The sequence below is a fragment of the Photobacterium kagoshimensis genome (genome assembly GCF_050337045.1).
GTDB lineage: Bacteria > Pseudomonadota > Gammaproteobacteria > Enterobacterales > Vibrionaceae > Photobacterium > Photobacterium kagoshimensis.
On sequence record NZ_JAKJSO010000011.1, the window covers coordinates 237,347 to 253,365 of the forward strand.

The following is a 16,019-nucleotide window of genomic DNA, read 5'->3' on the forward strand; positions in this document are numbered from 1 at the left end:
TTACGATAAACAAATCTAATTAATCTCATTACATTGATTGTCATGCTATCACCAATGCAAAATAGTGAAGATTTTATGAAAGCGAGTTTAGGGTTACATCTACTTTATAAGAGAATATTTAAAATGAAGATACAAAAAGGTGTGAGCATGATCGAGCTACTTATAGTGGTAGCCGTTATAGGGATATTATCAGCTATTGCTTATCCCTCTTATGCCGACCACATGCTCAAATCCCATCGAACCCAAGCGATGGCTGACATGATGAAAATACAATTAACTCTGGAAGAAAAATATAATCAATCAGGCAGCTATGATTACACCTTAGTCGCTAATGGTACATGTGCATTTTGTGAAACAGACACTAACCGCTACAAAATGACTATTGATAGCTCTGGCACAGGTGCTAGCACTTATATCGTTAAAGCCACACCACAATCAACGACTGGGCAAAATAAAGATGAATGTGGCACGCTGAATCTCAATGCCGCTGGAATAGGTAGCGCAAGTGGCAATAGTAGCTGTTGGTAAATAATTAGCTGTTCGCCAGACACAAAAAAGCCGCCGAGTTACTAAACACGGCGGCTTTTCTTTAACTTTGCGAGCTTAACGCTTAGCCAGTCAAATCATCAAAGAACTTCTTCACACCGTTGAAGAAACCTTCTGATTTAGGCTTGTGCTTGCTTGCCGCTTTACCGCCAAAGCTTTCTTCAAGCTCTTGCAGTAGCTCTTTCTGACGTGAGCTTAGGCTAACCGGTGTTTCTACAACAAGTTTGCAGATCAAATCACCAATAGCGCCACCACGTACAGATTTCACACCTTTACCACGCATACGGAACATACGGCCGGTTTGCGTTTCTGTTGGTACTTTCAAGTTTACACGGCCGTCTAGGGTAGGGACTTCTACTTCGCCACCCAGTGCTGCCATTGTAAAGCTTACCGGTACTTCACAGTAAAGGTTGTTACCATCACGCTCAAAGATATGGTGCTCTGCGACGTGAACTTGTACATACAAGTCACCTGCTGGTGCACCAAACTCGCCCGCTTCACCTTCACCAGAAAGACGAATACGGTCGCCAGTATCCACCCCAGCAGGGATTTTAACTGATAGCGTTTTGGTTTCTTCTTTACGGCCATGACCATGACAAGTACCACAAGGGTCTTTGATGATCTTACCGCGACCATTACAGTGTGGACAGGTTTGCTGAACCGCAAAGAAACCCTGACGCATCTGTACTTGGCCTTGACCATGACAAGTGCCACAAGTAGTTGCAGAAGAACCTTTCTTCGCACCGCTGCCGTCACACGTATCACAGGCTACTAATGTTGGTACACGGATTTCTTTAGAACAGCCACGTACAGCTTCTTCTAAGGTTAGTTCCATGTTGTAGCGTAGGTCTGCACCGCGCTGTTGGCGTTGTTGTTGACGTCGGCCACCGCCGCCACCAAAGATATCGCCAAACACATCGCCGAAGATATCGCCGAAGTCAGCACCACCACCGAAGCCGCCACCGCCGCCACCCATGCCGCCTTGTTCAAAGGCTGCATGACCGTACTGGTCGTAAGCTGCTTTCTTTTGTGGATCCGTTAAGATTTCGTATGCTGTCTTAACTTCTTTGAATTTATCAGCCGCGCTGTCATCACCCTGATTACGGTCAGGGTGGAACTTCATGGCAAGACGCTTATACGCCTTTTTAATATCACGCTCTGAGGCATCGCGACCGACACCCAGAACTTCATATAAATCACGTTTTGACATACTAAAAGTCACCCGCCTTTAATACAGCTACGGGCGTGAGAGGTTTACTCTAACGCCCGTGCATAAATAAGATTATGAATTAACTATCTTATTTTTTTTCGTCTTTAACTTCTTCGAATTCAGCGTCAACTACGTTGTCATCTTGTGGTTGAGCTTGCTCTGCACCACCAGCTTGCGCCTGTTGTGCTTGAGCTTGTTGCTGAGCGATTTCCATTAGCTTTTGAGCAGCAGTCATAAGTGCTTGAACTTTAGTGTCGATAGCTTCTTTATCTTCGCCACCTTTCACTTCTTCTAGCTCTTTGATTGCTGTTTCAATTTTCTCTTTCTCGTCAGCAGGAAGAGCTTCACCAGCTTCATCAATTTGCTTACGAGTGCCGTGGATCATTTGGTCAGCTTGGTTACGTGCAGTAACTAACTCTTCGAACTTTTTGTCCGCTTCTTTGTTAGCTTCTGCTTCTTGAACCATTTTTTCGATTTCTTCTTCAGAAAGACCGCCAGATGCCTGGATAGTGATCTTCTGCTCTTTACCTGTTTGCTTGTCTTTCGCAGACACATTCAGGATACCATCAGCATCAAGGTCGAAAGTAACTTCGATTTGTGGCATGCCACGTGGTGCTGCTTGGATGCCTTCTAGGTTGAATTGGCCTAGAGACTTGTTGTAAGTCGCTTGCTTACGCTCACCTTGAAGTACGTGGATAGTTACCGCACTTTGGTTGTCTTCAGCTGTTGAGAACACTTGATCCGCTTTTGTTGGGATAGTTGTGTTTTTCTCGATTAGCTTAGTCATCACGCCGCCCATCGTTTCGATACCGAAAGATAGAGGAGTAACGTCTAGTAGAAGAACGTCTTTAACGTCGCCCGCTAGAACACCACCTTGAACCGCTGCACCTACTGCAACTGCTTCATCTGGGTTCACGTCTTTACGTGGTTCTTTACCGAAGAACTCAGTAACTTTAGCTTGAACCATAGGCATACGTGTTTGACCACCCACTAGGATAACATCAGTGATGTCGCCTACAGATAGGTCTGCATCTGCTAGTGCTACTTTTAGTGGCTCTAGAGAACGTTGAACTAGGTCTTCAACTAGAGATTCTAGTTTCGCACGCGTTACTTTAACGTTCATGTGCTTAGGACCAGTCGCATCAGCAGTAACGTAAGGAAGGTTTACGTCAGTTTGCTGTGCAGAAGATAGTTCAATCTTCGCTTTTTCAGCTGCTTCTTTAACACGTTGCATAGCAAGAGGATCGTTCTTCAGATCGATGCCTTGCTCTTTTTTGAATTCGTCTACTAAGTAGTTGATCATGCGGTTATCGAAGTCTTCACCACCAAGGTGTGTGTCACCGTTAGTTGCTAGAACTTCAAATGTTTTCTCGCCTTCAACTTCATCGATTTCGATGATAGAGATATCGAATGTACCACCACCAAGGTCGTAAACAGCGATAGTGCGGTCGCCGCCTTGCTTATCAAGACCGTAAGCTAGTGCTGCTGCTGTAGGTTCGTTGATGATACGTTTAACATCTAGACCTGCGATACGGCCAGCATCTTTTGTTGCTTGACGCTGTGCATCGTTAAAGTAAGCAGGTACGGTTACAACTGCGCCAGTTACTGCCTCACCAAGGTAGTCTTCTGCAGTTTTCTTCATTTTCTTAAGTACTTCAGCAGATACTTGAGGAGCAGCCATTTTTTGGCCTTTCGCTTCTACCCATGCATCGCCGTTGTCAGCCTTAACAATTTTGAAAGGCATGATTTCGATATCGCGCTGTACTTCTTCGTCTTCAAAACGACGACCGATAAGACGCTTGATAGCGAAAAGAGTGTTCTCAGGGTTTGTTACCGCCTGACGCTTAGCTGGTTGACCAACTAATGTTTCACCATCTTGAGTGTAAGCGATAACAGATGCCGTTGTACGCTCACCTTCTGCATTTTCAATTACACGTGGTTTGTCACCATCAAGTACTGCTACACAAGAGTTAGTTGTACCCAAGTCAATACCAATGATTCTACCCATCAGGCTCTCTCCGAAATTCGTTTAATTGTACTGGCTAGTCACTCATCAAAAGTGACACTAGCAATTGGGGATGTTCCCCGAAAAATATCTTTACGATGTCGTATGACTAATAAATAAGGTCAGCCGACAGCTTTTCAAGGGGGACCCAAGAAAAAAAATGCAAAAAAATTAAAAAGCCCGCCGAAGCGAGCTTTCCATCATTTGCTCGCAACGATTACGCTTGCGTATCAATGTTACCCGCAGGGGCTTTAGATACCATTACCATCGCAGGACGAATAACACGGCCGTTTAGCTCGTAACCTTTCTGCATCACTAGCATTACTGAGTTAGGAGCAAAATCCGCGCTTTCTTGAATAGTCATCGCTTGGTGGAACTCTGGGTTAAACGCTTCGCCCATTGGGTCGATTTGCTTAAGGCCAAACTTCTCAACCGTGCTTGTCATGGTTTTCAGCGTTAGTTCAACACCTTCAAGCATTGGCTTCAGTGCTTCATCGTTCTTGTCAGTCATTTCGATAGCACGTTCCATGTTATCGATAACTGGCAGTAACTCTTCAGCAAACTTGTTAAGCGCGAACTTACGTGCTTTATCAATTTCTTGCTCGCTACGGCGACGAACGTTTTCACCTTCTGCGCGTGCACGTAGTGATGCATCAACAGCTTCTTTCGCTTTCGCGTCGCTTGCTAACAATGCCGCTTCTAGTTCAGCAATGCGTGCTGCCTGAAGTTCTTCCATTGTCATTTCAACAACTTCTTCCTCAGCAGATACAGTCTCAGCCGTTTCTACAGTGTTTTCCTGCTGTAGTTGCTCGTCCTGTACTTTTTTCTCTTCGTTGCTCATGCTTTCGCTTCTCCGCCAAGATATTGAGTTCAAAATATTGCGTGGGATTGAAACACAAAGCCCCACACAAAAAACAGTCTTGCGCATATTATGGGGATGAACTTCAATGATTCAAGCTGATATCGTTCACAAAGCGCGACATTCTTCTCATCCAGAGGCTATACTGCCTCCACTATCACTCGTCGGATCAAGGACATGAAGCGCATTTTTGACACTGTCGCGTTAATTGGTAAACCGAGAAATCCAGATGCCCTGCAAACGCACAAGGCACTGTACGATTGGCTAACGGCTAAAAATTATAACGTGTTGGTTGATCACCGCCTTGAAAGCGATATCGAGATCCCAGCTGATTGTTTTTGTGATTTACTCACCATCGGCGATAAAGCCAACCTTGCCATCGTGGTGGGTGGTGACGGCAACATGTTGGGCGCAGCGCGTGTATTGTCACGCTTCGACATTGCGGTTATTGGGGTAAATAGAGGCAATCTTGGCTTCTTAACCGATCTCGACCCCGATACCTTCGATCAAGAATTAGAAGCTGTACTGCAAGGCGAATTTGTTACCGAGCAACGCTTTTTATTGGAAGCCGAAGTGCACCGTCACGGCCAAATTAAAAGCCGTAACGCCGCCTTAAATGAAGCGGTATTGCACCCGGGCAAAGTCGCGCACATGATAGAGTTTGAAGTCTACATCGATGAAGCCTTCGCCTTTTCACAGCGCTCAGATGGCTTAATCATTGCCACGCCAACAGGTTCAACCGCCTATTCACTGTCTGGCGGTGGCCCGATTTTATCACCCAGCTTAAACGCCATTACCTTGGTCCCTATGTTCCCACATACCCTCTCTAGCCGCCCATTGGTGGTCGATGGGAATCGTAGGATCAAGTTGTTGGTATCACCTGATAACGGCAGTACCCTTGAGGTGAGCTGCGACGGCCAAGTCTCTTTGCCAGTCAGCCCTGGTGATGAAATTCACATTTACCAAAGCCCTGAGTGCTTGCAGCTGATCCACCCGAAAAACTACAGTTATTATGAAGTCCTACGCGGCAAGTTAGGCTGGTCGAGTAAGCTGTTCTAATCGCACGTAATACCTGTATACAGTAATAAAACACCTTCTTCATGATTGAGAAGCCAGCCATCGCGCTGGCTTTTTTATTTTTACCCGCTCAAATATTTCACTACTTATCATTAAGTTAGATAAAAAATAATCACTCTGCTTCTTTCATCACAAAAATATGCACAGGTATCTTTACTGTATGTAGATACAGTATATACTGTATGAAAACACAGGTGTTGATTTAAACAGGTGAACACATGCTCGCTCATATGACGATCTCTAACTTTGCTATTGTCAAAAGTCTTGAATTTGAACTAAAGCCAGGAATGACCACCATTACTGGTGAAACAGGTGCTGGTAAATCCATTGCGATTGATGCCTTAGGCTTATGCCTTGGTGATCGCGCCGAAGCTTGCATGGTTCGCCCCAATGAAGACAAAGCTGAAATTTCAGCCGCGTTTTCACTGGCCAATAACCAAGCCGCTCGTCGCTGGTTAGAAGACAATGAATTATGTGATGGCGACGAATGTATTTTACGCCGCGTGATCACCAAAGAAGGTCGTTCACGAGGTTTTATCAACGGCAGCCCTGTGCCCGCTTCCCAGCAAAAAGCGCTTGGCCAACTGCTGATCAATATTCATGGCCAGCACGCACACCAACAACTGATGCGTGCTGATCATCAGCAACAAATGCTGGATCAATACGCAGGTCACCACGTATTAATGGATAAAACACGCCAAGCTTACCAAGTGTGGCGCCAAGCAAGTAACGAGCTAAAACGCTTAAGCCAAAGCCGAGAAGAAAACGAAGCCCAAAAGCAATTAATCCAATACCAAGTAAAAGAGTTGGATGAATTAGCACTGGGTGAAGACGAATACCAAGAAATCGAAGAAGAGCACAAACGCCTGTCGAACTCTGGCGAATTGGCAATGTCGAGCCAAAGTGCCCTAGCGATTTTGTACGATAACGACGATGCTAACGCCCTGCAATTACTGCAAATGGCCAGCCAGCAAGTGTGCGCCCTTGGCGAGCTAGACAGCCAGCTAAATACCGTGCCACAAATGCTGGAAGAAGCGATCATCCAAGTGCAAGAAGCCAGCCAAGAGCTACGCTGCTACTTAGATGCGATGGACATGGATCCACAACGCTTGGTCTACCTTGAAGAGCGCTTAGCCAAGATCATGTCATTGGCGCGCAAGCATTACGTGATGCCTGCTGATCTTTACCAGAAACACCAAGAATTACTGAAAGAATTAGACGATCTAGATTGTAGCGACGAGCGCCTAGACGGCTTAGCCGACGAAGTAGAAGTAAAACGCCAACAGTTCATTGCCCGCGCAGAAAAACTGAGTAAGAGCCGCCAGCGTTACGCCAAAGAATTAGATAAGAAAATCTCCGACAGCATGCACCAACTCAGTATGGAACACGGTATTTTCAATATCGATATCCAAAGCGACGCCACTGGCATGTTAAGTCCACTGGGTTTCGACACCATTACTTTCTTGGTATCAACCAACCCAGGCCAACCTTTACAGCCGCTTGGTAAAGTAGCATCGGGTGGTGAGCTGTCACGTATTTCACTGGCAATCCAAGTGATCACCGCGCAAAAAGTAGAAACACCAAGCCTGATTTTCGATGAAGTCGATGTAGGTATCAGTGGCCCGACAGCGGCGATTGTCGGCAAAATGCTACGCACATTAGGCGAATCGACCCAAGTAATGTGTGTTACCCACTTACCGCAAGTGGCAGGCTGTGGCCATCAGCAAATGTTTGTCGCCAAAACAGCCAGCAAAGGCCAAACCGAAACCAGCATGCGTCCACTCAAGCAAGACGACCGCATTGCAGAACTGGCCCGCTTATTAGGCGGCAGTGAAATCACCGAGCGCACCCTCGCCAACGCAAAAGAATTACTGATTGCGGCATAGCGAAGATTTATCACAATCTATTTTCAGCGCCTGCCCCGACAACGTGATAAAATAACCAGTACTGCCATGCAACTTATTAAAGTAATGGCAGTCTGTATACTTGATCAATACCTAAGCAGGTATCGTATTGATTGAGATCCACTGTTTTTTATCTGCCTTTTTACTTCTGCTTCGAGCTTGTTTATTATCGCAGCAGTTAAAGCGAATACGCCGGGATGCTATGAGTTGGAAAAACATTGCCGCACTTACGTTAGCACTGAGTCTACTGGGTGGCTGTTCAGTTGTTGAACGATTGGTTTACCGTATTGACATCAACCAAGGTAACTTCTTGGAAGCAAAAGATGTCGATACACTTCGATTTGGTATGAATAAAGAACAAGTACGCTATGTATTAGGTTCGCCAATGCTAGTAGAGCAAGGCCACCCTGACACTTGGTACTATGTTTACTACCACAAGCCAGGTCATGATGAACCACAACAAAAAGACCTCACGCTAAGCTTTGATAAAAACAACAAATTGATAGGCTTATCGGGTGATTACCAGCCAAGCGCTCAGTTCATGGATGGCATGAACTAATCAAAATTAGGCTGTGAACGCCTCCATCTTGGCATTATCACCAAATGGCAGAGACAAAAAAGCTCGCATATCGCGAGCTTTTTTTATGTCTGAAGCAGCAAACAATAAGTCGTGTTATTTATTCGCTTCTGCCGCCTTCTTCGCTTGCTCGGCACGCTTGCGGCGGATCTCTTTCGGATCGGCCAATAACGGACGGTAGATCTCTAATCGATCCCCATCACGCACTGTCGCATCTAACTTCACGTTACGGCTATACACACCCACCTTATTCTTTTTAAGGTCAATGTCGGGATACATTTCTAATACACCCGATTGCTCGATAATCGCCTGTACTTGCGTATCGGCCGTAATGGCGAGTTTAATCACTCGCTGAGCAGAAGGCAGCGCATACACCACCTCCACATGAATTAACTTGTCGTCAGAAGCCATAAATCTCTTTTGCTCGTTGCGTAAAAGCAGAAACCATATTACCGGTTAACTCTTTAAATACTTTACCAAATGCCATTTCTACAATTGCATTGGTAAATTCAAAATCAAGATTAAGCTCAACTTTACAAGCTTCGGCATCAAGCTCGATAAACTTCCAACCACCAGCTAACTTCTGAAACGGCCCTTCAACAAGCTGCATCTCAATATTTTGAAAGCTGGTTAACTGATTACGGGTAACAAACGTTTTCTTGATCCCCGCCTTAGCCACATCGACTGACGCCATCATATGTAGATCTGAACTTTCGATAATCTTAGAGCCCGAACAGCCTGGCAAAAAGGCAGGATAAGACTCAACATCGTTAACTAAATCAAACATTTGCTTGGCGCTAAAAGGGACTAACGCAGAGCGAGTGATCTGAGGCATAGTTTCTCCTTAACCCTTAGACGAAAGTAATGATACCATTACTGCGCTAACAGCCAAAATAGGGAATGCAGCGCATAATCGCTTACCTTTGTAAGCCTTATGAAGCCAGTATCCCCTTCGACCGCCCAAAAACTGGCGGGACACAGAATAAAAAGAGTATTTATGGCCAAGAAAAAACCAAGTAAACCAGGTAGCAATACCATTGCCAAAAACCGCTCCGCGCGTCATGAGTTTTCGATTGAAGACGAATACGAAGCGGGCCTATCGCTACAAGGCTGGGAAGTAAAAGCCATTCGTGACGGTAAAATCAACATCTCAGAGAGCTACGTGTTCCTACGTAACGGCGAAGCCTTTATCTCGGGTGTCACCATTACCCCACTGAATGCCGCTTCTACCCACGTTGTTGCCGATCCAACACGCGTACGTAAGCTACTGCTTAACCGCCGTGAAATCCAGAAGTTAGAGCACGCGGTTAACCGTGATGGTGAAACCATTGTGGCATTAACCATGTACTGGAAGGCATCTTGGGTTAAAATTAAGATAGGCACAGCGCGAGGCAAGAAATTGCACGATAAGCGTAGTGACAGTAAAGATCGTGATTGGCAGCGTGATAAAGCGCGCATCATGAAACACAGCGCAAGATAGTCAACTTGTGGCTAAGTGTTCGATTTTTATCCATAAACACTTAGTCACATCGTAATATGTTGACGCATATATAAAGTATGCTAGTATCGAACGCGTAACACCTCTGGGGCTGATTTAGGATTCGACAGGATCACGAAGGCTTTGGGAGCATGTCGTGGGGCGGTTTGCCACGTTAAAAGCCGCAAAAAAATAGTCGCAAACGACGAAAACTACGCACTAGCAGCTTAATACCCTGCTAAGAGCGCTCCTGCCCTAGCTTCCGCTTGTAAGACGGGGAATAACAGGGGTTCAAACCCAAACAAGATAGCGAGGGAACCTTTGACTAGAGAGGTGAACCGCGAAATAGAATTCTGGTATGTATTCGCATAGCGTGTCTGTTCGCAGTGTCGGGTACGAGAATAAAGACAGACTAAGCATGTAGCGCCTCTGGTTCGACTGGTTTTGGACGCGGGTTCAAATCCCGCCAGCTCCACCAAACGTTTGGAAACGGGACATCTTCGGATGTCCCGTTTTTGTATCTGCAATAAACCAAAGACTTAACGAGTGTATGCATAACGCCCCCTCAGGTATCTTTGCTTTTTAGGTACACAGCAAGGAACACTGCTTTTAGCACCCAATTTAGTGTACCCACACTAGCAAAATGACTACTCGGCTATCGCTAGCTATCAACCCAAACCTCACTCAACAACGAGTCACTCGAGTTCGAGAGACCGTTCATCCTCTCTACACAGCGCCCCTTGGCTTATGCAAAGAAACAAACCGATAGCGCCTCCGCCACCGATACCCAAAAGAACAGCAACATTCGAATGCATCATGTGTAACTGCCAATGGCAAGCTTCAATAAGCTCCACAGACAATAGATACTCCCCAATAGCAAAACTTAAAGTGCACAGTGACACAACTGCGAACTTGTTTTTTCTGGATAATGAATCAATTGATTTAGAAGGATGTACCATTTATGGTGGCACTCTTTGGTTTCCTATCCACACATACTCGCCTGAACTAATAGATGCGTACTCAGAACTGATGAATGATACAAAGTACGTCAGCCATCAAATGATTGAAGAGCAGCACAAGGCATTTATTAACAACTTTCCTAGGAAAGTTGATATAGCGATATCTCATCACCGCGACTCGCTCCCCCACATAATCATGCGCACACCAAAATACACACTTTTACGCGCATTAAAATGTAAAATTAATCACTTTTATGCGCATTAAAAAGTTTAACCTTGCATTTTATCGCGCGTTTTTATGTAATAAACATCGACCATGAAATCGCTATCACTAAGGTGGCCAGATGAAACGAACACTGCTTGAGAATCTACTCACCTGGAAAGACAAGCCAACTAGGAAGCCTTTACTAATTGACGGTGCTAGACAAACTGGTAAAACATTCTTATTGCAGGAGCTATTAGGAAGCACATTCGAAAATGTCCTAAGGATCGATTTTTTAGAAAGCCCTGAGTTAATCGAAGCTTTTTCTGGTTCTCTCAATCCTGATGACATCATCACCAACATTGAACTCTTAACAGGACAAATCTTCGAACCATCTACAGATCTTCTAATTTTAGATGAAATTGGTGAATGCCCAAGAGCGGTTACCGCTCTTAAATACTTTGCCGAAAAGGCTCCCAAAGCTTATGTGGCTGCAAGTGGTTCCAATATCGGATTGCTCACCTCCTTCCCTGTTGGAAAAGTTGAACAACACAACTTAAGGCCACTGACTTTCAGGGAGTTTTTGTGGGCATCTGGAGAAAAAGCACTTCAAAAAGCGTTTGACCAAAAACTGAATTCTTCTGCGGCTCATTCCAAGTTAATCGAGCGACTAACCGATTATTACTTCGTTGGCGGCATGCCTGAAGCCGTAAACTCGTGGTTCGAAAACTCTCAACTCAGCATCATTGACCGAATTGAAGCCGTCTCTGAAGTCCATCGAAACTTAATTGAGGGCTACATGCGTGATTTCGGAAAATACTCTGGAAAAGTGGATGCGCAACTCATCGAATCTGTATTTAGAAGCATCCCAGCCCAGTTATCTTCGGTATTCGATGACTCCGTTAAACGGTTCAAATTCAAGGGAGTTCACGAACGCAAATCTCGTTATGCTGAATATGAAAGTGCAATCACATGGCTTCACAAATGTCGACTTGCGCTAAAGAATCACCCTATTGAAGGACAACCTCGCTCTCCCTTAGCTGCTTATCAGAAAGAAAATACGGTTAAACTATTTCTCTTTGATGTAGGGCTATTGAACCATATGCTCGGCACGGGATACCGTGAAATCAAACAGCAAGGCTATGAATACAAGGGATATGTCGCAGAAAACTATGTTCAACAGGAAATCACCGCACTAGGTATTGAACCAAGTTTCTCTTGGGGAGATGCAAGGGCTGAGATAGAGTTCGTCATCGCTGATGACCTAGGTCGTATTGTGCCTGTAGAAGTAAAGAGCGGTAAGCGAACTCGTGCAAAATCATTACAGTCTTACATCGAAAAGTGCAAGCCCCACAAGACGATCAAACTTACAGGCACTCAAGGCTCACCAGCAACAGAAACCAAACATATTGTCATGCCTTTGTACTACACAGAATATTTGCTTGAGCACCTAAAGGGGGGCGATGACTGAAGGTTTGGAGGTATTAGTATTAGTTGTATGTGTGCTAGCGTATTTTCCAGAGATTGCCACTTACGAGCGTCACTGAAGCTTAAGCGATAAAAACGTCCCTGTTTGTAAATTGCGAACCGCACTTTACGAACCATTATCAATGTTTCTTCATGGATGGTCAGCCTACAATCATGAGGAAACATTCCTTTTTTTGCTGCGGATAGCGGTAATGAAACTAACTCGACCAATTCAAACCGACAAAGTTTGGGCATAAGCTATATTAACAGTCCCTCTTCTGGAGCCTCCTCAAAACCCAAGGCACGATAACCTTTCTCTCTTTTCTTAAACATCCTCGACAACATTGGGATTTTCGGGTCGACGTAGTCGATAACTTTAACTTCATCTTTCCCTTCAAACTCACGCTGAATTCGCCCCACATACTGAATAAGCGAACCTTTCCAGGATACTGGCAGTGCCAATATCAGCGTATCTAATCTAGGTAAGTCGAAGCCTTCTCCAATAAAGCGCCCAGTAGCAACAAGTACTTCGGTGGTTGCTAGTTTTGCCATAACTTCCGCTTGCTGCTTTTTTTTCATAGCTCCAACAAGCATTTGGTGGTTAAGTCCAGTATCCTCTAACATCCTAGAAATGATATTGGCGTGCTCTCTTCGCTCTGTTAATACAATGGGAACTTTTCCTTTAGCAACTTCATTTTTGATGTCATCAACTATGACCTTGTTACGTTCAGAGTGCAGCATCAACCAGCGATATACATCGGATATATGCGGTTTAGGCTCATCAGAAACCAAATTTAGAGGGACTTCAAATGATAAGACTTTCTTTTCCAATCGCTGGACTAACCGAGCTCCTTGATCGGACTTGATGCTATGCCTAATCTTACCCGCCTGCATGAAGATAATCGGTTGATGCCCGTCTCGTCGCTCTAAGGTAGCACTTATACCAACAATAAACTTGGCATGGGATTCAGATAAAACTCGTTCAAATTGAGGTGCGGATAAATGATGGCACTCATCGACGATTATTTGCCCATAACCCTGAACCAATTTATTAACGCTGTTGTCACTTCTATTGACCAAACTTTGATACGTCGCAATATCGATCTGCCCCGTGGGCTTCTTCTTGCTTCCAGTCCACACACCAACCTCAACACCCTGAGCAAAGACCTTTAATCTCTCTTCCCACTGCTCGACGAGTTGTTTATTGTGAACCAGCACTAAAGTATTAACCTTCCTTTGGCATATCAGGCCAATCGCGGTAATCGTTTTGCCGAACGCTGTAGGCGCATGAAGCACACCATTCTCATATTGAAGAAGTATATCGACAGCTTTACGTTGTGCAGAACGCAGAGAACCGACAAATGTGATAGTCGCTAGTTGCTTCCCTTTAACTCTCTTATCTTCTAGCTGTAACGACATACCATAAGAAGAACAGATATCCTCCAAATCATCCAAGCACCCTCTAGGCAAACTCAAGTAGCCACTGTCTATCTCCGCTAGACAAATAAACCGAGCAATGCCATTTGTCGATAAGCGCAATCCCTGAGCTTTGAAGAATTTAGGATTTGAGAAAGATGCGATTTTCTTTAACTGAGCAATTAATGGGTTAGGAAGACTAGACAGCGGAATATAGAGTCTATTAGCGATGACCACTTGCAACACTTTAGGGCAATCCTCTATGACAATTCTAGTTGGTAGCGAGCGCTCCCAGGGGACTTGCTGGCTGCTGTCAGCCGATGTTTGCTCTTGGTGTTCATAACTGTTCAAAAGCGCTTCAACTTTTACACGTGGAACACGCTGTGTTGAAAACAGAGCAGCCCATTGATCGACAAAAGCAACAAAGGACTGATCAACAAATGTAGAGTTTCCACATGAACGTGATTGCTTTTGCAATGGCAAAGCTATTAGATTACCGATCCCCCCTACGGGCAGAACATCTTGGTTAGGAAAAAGCCTATCGTAAGACTCAAAAGATAAAGCCCCATGAATTTTCATCGCTTCATCTAATAGAAAAAAGCCCATCTGACGAGCTAGCTTGGCTTCTATGGCTTGCTCGAAGAAAATCCACACGTGTGCCCCATTCCCTGACCTTGATCGCTCTAGTAGACAATCAATTCCATTTTGTTGGCATGCATCAACATAGGCTTTTGACGCTAATTGCCAATCGCTTTTGTCGAAATCAACAGCTAACAACCAACATGTGTTGTTTGGTTGCATTGGGTATAAGCCAATAACTTCTTGTCCTACTAGGTGATTGTAGAGTGCTTCTTCATCTAGTGGTTTAAACGCCTGGTTGGGACACTCCAAACATTTTACTTTAGGTTTGTTGCAGAGCCCTTGCTGCCATTCATTAAAGCAAGCAACTGCATAACCACTTCTCCCTTTATTGTTCTGCCAACGATGCGCGTAACATTTTTCATTCCCTTTAAAGTAGCTCTTAAATAAAGCGATCTTTTGATCTGGAGAATATTCCTTTGGGGCACTCGCCACGACGCTATCGCCTTGAGCTAGCAAAGATTGACGACGCTGTTCTAAGTGGCTTAACTTTGCCCTTAACTCTAAGATCTGCTGTTCAATCTTTTCAAGCTCATTCATATTTAGTCCCAGCGTCAGGTCTGACAACACAAATCAATACATATCAAGCTATTAGCATTATTGCCAACTGCCTAACATATTGACCAAGCTTTCTAACTTATTATGATGCCAATATCCCAAAAATTTAAAGCACAAGGGCCACATGACACTGCAACACGTTCCTTTTGGTTTGAGAATCAGAGACCGTTCCTTCGTGGATGTCTCTGATGTTGTTCGCGGAAAGAGATGTGGCTGTATCTGCCCATCCTGTCACACTCCACTCATAGCCCGACAAGGAGAGGAGAAACAGTGGCACTTTGCTCATGCAACCCGCAAAGTAGATAACACCGATAAAGAGTGTGATTTTTCCTTCTTTGTTTCCGTCAGAATGATGGCAAGGCAAGTTATCGAAACAGGTATTAGGATCGCTCTCCCAGAGTACAAGTGCACAGTAGCTCGTCAGGCTAAAGGAACTCAGTTCAAAGAAAAATTTCTGGTAGCAAAACAAACAACTATCGAACTAGAAGACGTACATAAGGAAGCACCGTTTTCAAATTGTATTGTCGACATTGTTGGTAAGGTTCAAGGCTTCTCTTTTGTCATATACTTTACCCATCCAAGTCGACCACTCCCTACGGGGCTTGATGTATCCAATAACCAAAAAAGTGCTGTGCTAGAAATTAAACTCGATGATACACATTACTTGTTCAAAGAAGATAGAACTGGAACTCGGCAGCTAGATAGGCTGAAGCACTTTCTACAGAATGACCTGTCGTCTAAGAGTTGGGTATTTCATCCACGAAAAGCGTCAATGCAGAAAGCAGCATATCAACGTTTGAACTCGGCTATCGCTAGCTATCAACCCAAATCTCACTCAACAACTAGTCACTCTAGTTCTAGAGACCGTTCATCCTCTCTACACAGCGACCCTTGGCTTATGCCAAGAAACAAGCCGATAGCTCCTCCGCCACCGATACCAAAAAAAACAGCAACATTCGAATGCATCATGTGTAACTGCCAATGGCAAGCTTCATTACCAGGGCAACCTACCTGCCCCAAATGTCATAGTCATTTGTATGCTAGTGAAATCTCTTCGAGATAAAGACACATCAAGTGTTCATTTTCTTCCCCCGTTCATTTTTTATGAACAAACTAAAAAAAT

At 44.6% G+C, this 16,019-nt stretch carries 13 protein-coding genes, 1 other RNA gene and 1 pseudogene; 9 read left to right on the plus strand and 6 right to left on the minus strand.

Going from position 1 to position 16,019, the window contains the following annotated elements:
* Window positions 1–54 precede the first annotated feature (54 nt).
* Window positions 55–528, plus strand: coding sequence for a type IV pilin protein (locus L4C35_RS08840; RefSeq protein ID WP_428462540.1), 474 nt, complete (start codon window positions 55–57; stop codon window positions 526–528).
* A gap of 82 nt (window positions 529–610) precedes the next feature.
* Here L4C35_RS08840 and dnaJ read toward each other — a convergent pair whose 3' ends face one another.
* The 3 genes from dnaJ to grpE form a co-directional block, all read right to left on the minus strand.
* Window positions 611–1,756 carry a molecular chaperone DnaJ gene (dnaJ, locus tag L4C35_RS08845; RefSeq protein ID WP_428462541.1) on the minus strand — a complete coding sequence of 382 codons (1,146 nt, stop codon included), beginning with the start codon at window positions 1,754–1,756 and terminating at the stop codon, window positions 611–613.
* Between the two features lie 88 nt (window positions 1,757–1,844).
* Window positions 1,845–3,764 (minus strand): molecular chaperone DnaK, encoded by a 1,920-nt coding sequence (gene dnaK / locus L4C35_RS08850; protein WP_428462542.1) that lies wholly within the window; start codon window positions 3,762–3,764, stop codon window positions 1,845–1,847.
* 214 nt (window positions 3,765–3,978) lie between these two features.
* On the minus strand, window positions 3,979–4,602 hold the full coding sequence (grpE, locus tag L4C35_RS08855) for a nucleotide exchange factor GrpE (RefSeq protein WP_428462543.1): 624 nt from the start codon (window positions 4,600–4,602) through the stop codon (window positions 3,979–3,981).
* Between the two features lie 186 nt (window positions 4,603–4,788).
* Between grpE and nadK the strand changes: the two genes are divergently transcribed.
* From nadK to bamE, 3 genes are all read left to right on the plus strand, one after another.
* Window positions 4,789–5,679, plus strand: coding sequence for an NAD(+) kinase (gene nadK, locus L4C35_RS08860; RefSeq protein ID WP_428462625.1), 891 nt, complete (start codon window positions 4,789–4,791; stop codon window positions 5,677–5,679).
* Between the two features lie 236 nt (window positions 5,680–5,915).
* A complete protein-coding gene (gene recN, locus L4C35_RS08865; RefSeq protein WP_428462544.1) occupies window positions 5,916–7,583 on the plus strand; it encodes a DNA repair protein RecN in 1,668 nt (555 codons plus the stop codon).
* A gap of 220 nt (window positions 7,584–7,803) precedes the next feature.
* Window positions 7,804–8,160: an outer membrane protein assembly factor BamE gene (gene bamE / locus L4C35_RS08870; protein ID WP_428462545.1), complete on the plus strand. Its 357-nt coding sequence runs from the start codon at window positions 7,804–7,806 to the stop codon at window positions 8,158–8,160.
* Window positions 8,161–8,274: 114 nt separating this feature from the next.
* Here the strand turns inward: bamE and L4C35_RS08875 are convergent, their stop codons facing one another.
* Window positions 8,275–8,589: an RnfH family protein gene (locus L4C35_RS08875; protein WP_428462546.1), complete on the minus strand. Its 315-nt coding sequence runs from the start codon at window positions 8,587–8,589 to the stop codon at window positions 8,275–8,277.
* Entirely contained in the window at window positions 8,579–9,013 is a 435-nt protein-coding gene (locus L4C35_RS08880) for an SRPBCC family protein (protein WP_428462547.1), read from the minus strand. Before L4C35_RS08880 ends, L4C35_RS08875 begins: the two co-directional genes overlap by 11 nt.
* A 162-nt stretch (window positions 9,014–9,175) precedes the next feature.
* Here L4C35_RS08880 and smpB point away from each other — a divergent pair, with 162 nt between their 5' ends.
* The 4 genes and pseudogenes from smpB to L4C35_RS08900 all read left to right on the plus strand — a co-directional run bounded on the left by smpB (window position 9,176) and on the right by L4C35_RS08900 (window position 12,287).
* Window positions 9,176–9,658 carry an SsrA-binding protein SmpB gene (gene smpB / locus L4C35_RS08885; protein ID WP_428462548.1) on the plus strand — a complete coding sequence of 161 codons (483 nt, stop codon included), beginning with the start codon at window positions 9,176–9,178 and terminating at the stop codon, window positions 9,656–9,658.
* A 105-nt stretch (window positions 9,659–9,763) separates the two neighbouring features.
* Window positions 9,764–10,133: a transfer-messenger RNA gene (gene ssrA / locus L4C35_RS08890) on the plus strand.
* Between the two features lie 377 nt (window positions 10,134–10,510).
* Window positions 10,511–10,795: pseudogene (locus tag L4C35_RS08895) on the plus strand (metallophosphoesterase); the annotation flags it as partial.
* 163 nt (window positions 10,796–10,958) lie between these two features.
* Window positions 10,959–12,287: an ATP-binding protein gene (locus L4C35_RS08900; protein ID WP_428462549.1), complete on the plus strand. Its 1,329-nt coding sequence runs from the start codon at window positions 10,959–10,961 to the stop codon at window positions 12,285–12,287.
* Between the two features lie 254 nt (window positions 12,288–12,541).
* Here the strand turns inward: L4C35_RS08900 and L4C35_RS08905 are convergent, their stop codons facing one another.
* Window positions 12,542–14,878 carry a TOTE conflict system archaeo-eukaryotic primase domain-containing protein gene (locus L4C35_RS08905; RefSeq protein ID WP_428462550.1) on the minus strand — a complete coding sequence of 779 codons (2,337 nt, stop codon included), beginning with the start codon at window positions 14,876–14,878 and terminating at the stop codon, window positions 12,542–12,544.
* A 142-nt stretch (window positions 14,879–15,020) separates the two neighbouring features.
* On the opposite strand from L4C35_RS08905, the gene L4C35_RS08910 reads away from it, so the two are divergent.
* The gene (locus L4C35_RS08910) at window positions 15,021–15,959 is read left to right on the plus strand and encodes a competence protein CoiA family protein (RefSeq protein ID WP_428462551.1); all 939 of its coding nucleotides are present in this window, start codon (window positions 15,021–15,023) and stop codon (window positions 15,957–15,959) included.
* Window positions 15,960–16,019: the final 60 nt, after the last annotated feature.

Coding starts and splice junctions, on each gene's coding strand:
- L4C35_RS08875 (WP_428462546.1), bottom strand. CDS start 8,589: ATGGCTTCTGACGACAAGTTAATTCATGTGGAGGTGGTGTATGCGCTG.
- L4C35_RS08880 (WP_428462547.1), bottom strand. CDS start 9,013: ATGCCTCAGATCACTCGCTCTGCGTTAGTCCCTTTTAGCGCCAAGCAA.
- dnaJ (WP_428462541.1), bottom strand. CDS start 1,756: ATGTCAAAACGTGATTTATATGAAGTTCTGGGTGTCGGTCGCGATGCC.
- L4C35_RS08905 (WP_428462550.1), bottom strand. CDS start 14,878: ATGAATGAGCTTGAAAAGATTGAACAGCAGATCTTAGAGTTAAGGGCA.
- bamE (WP_428462545.1), top strand. CDS start 7,804: ATGAGTTGGAAAAACATTGCCGCACTTACGTTAGCACTGAGTCTACTG.
- grpE (WP_428462543.1), bottom strand. CDS start 4,602: ATGAGCAACGAAGAGAAAAAAGTACAGGACGAGCAACTACAGCAGGAA.
- dnaK (WP_428462542.1), bottom strand. CDS start 3,764: ATGGGTAGAATCATTGGTATTGACTTGGGTACAACTAACTCTTGTGTA.
- L4C35_RS08840 (WP_428462540.1), top strand. CDS start 55: ATGCAAAATAGTGAAGATTTTATGAAAGCGAGTTTAGGGTTACATCTA.
- L4C35_RS08900 (WP_428462549.1), top strand. CDS start 10,959: ATGAAACGAACACTGCTTGAGAATCTACTCACCTGGAAAGACAAGCCA.
- smpB (WP_428462548.1), top strand. CDS start 9,176: ATGGCCAAGAAAAAACCAAGTAAACCAGGTAGCAATACCATTGCCAAA.
- recN (WP_428462544.1), top strand. CDS start 5,916: ATGCTCGCTCATATGACGATCTCTAACTTTGCTATTGTCAAAAGTCTT.
- L4C35_RS08910 (WP_428462551.1), top strand. CDS start 15,021: ATGACACTGCAACACGTTCCTTTTGGTTTGAGAATCAGAGACCGTTCC.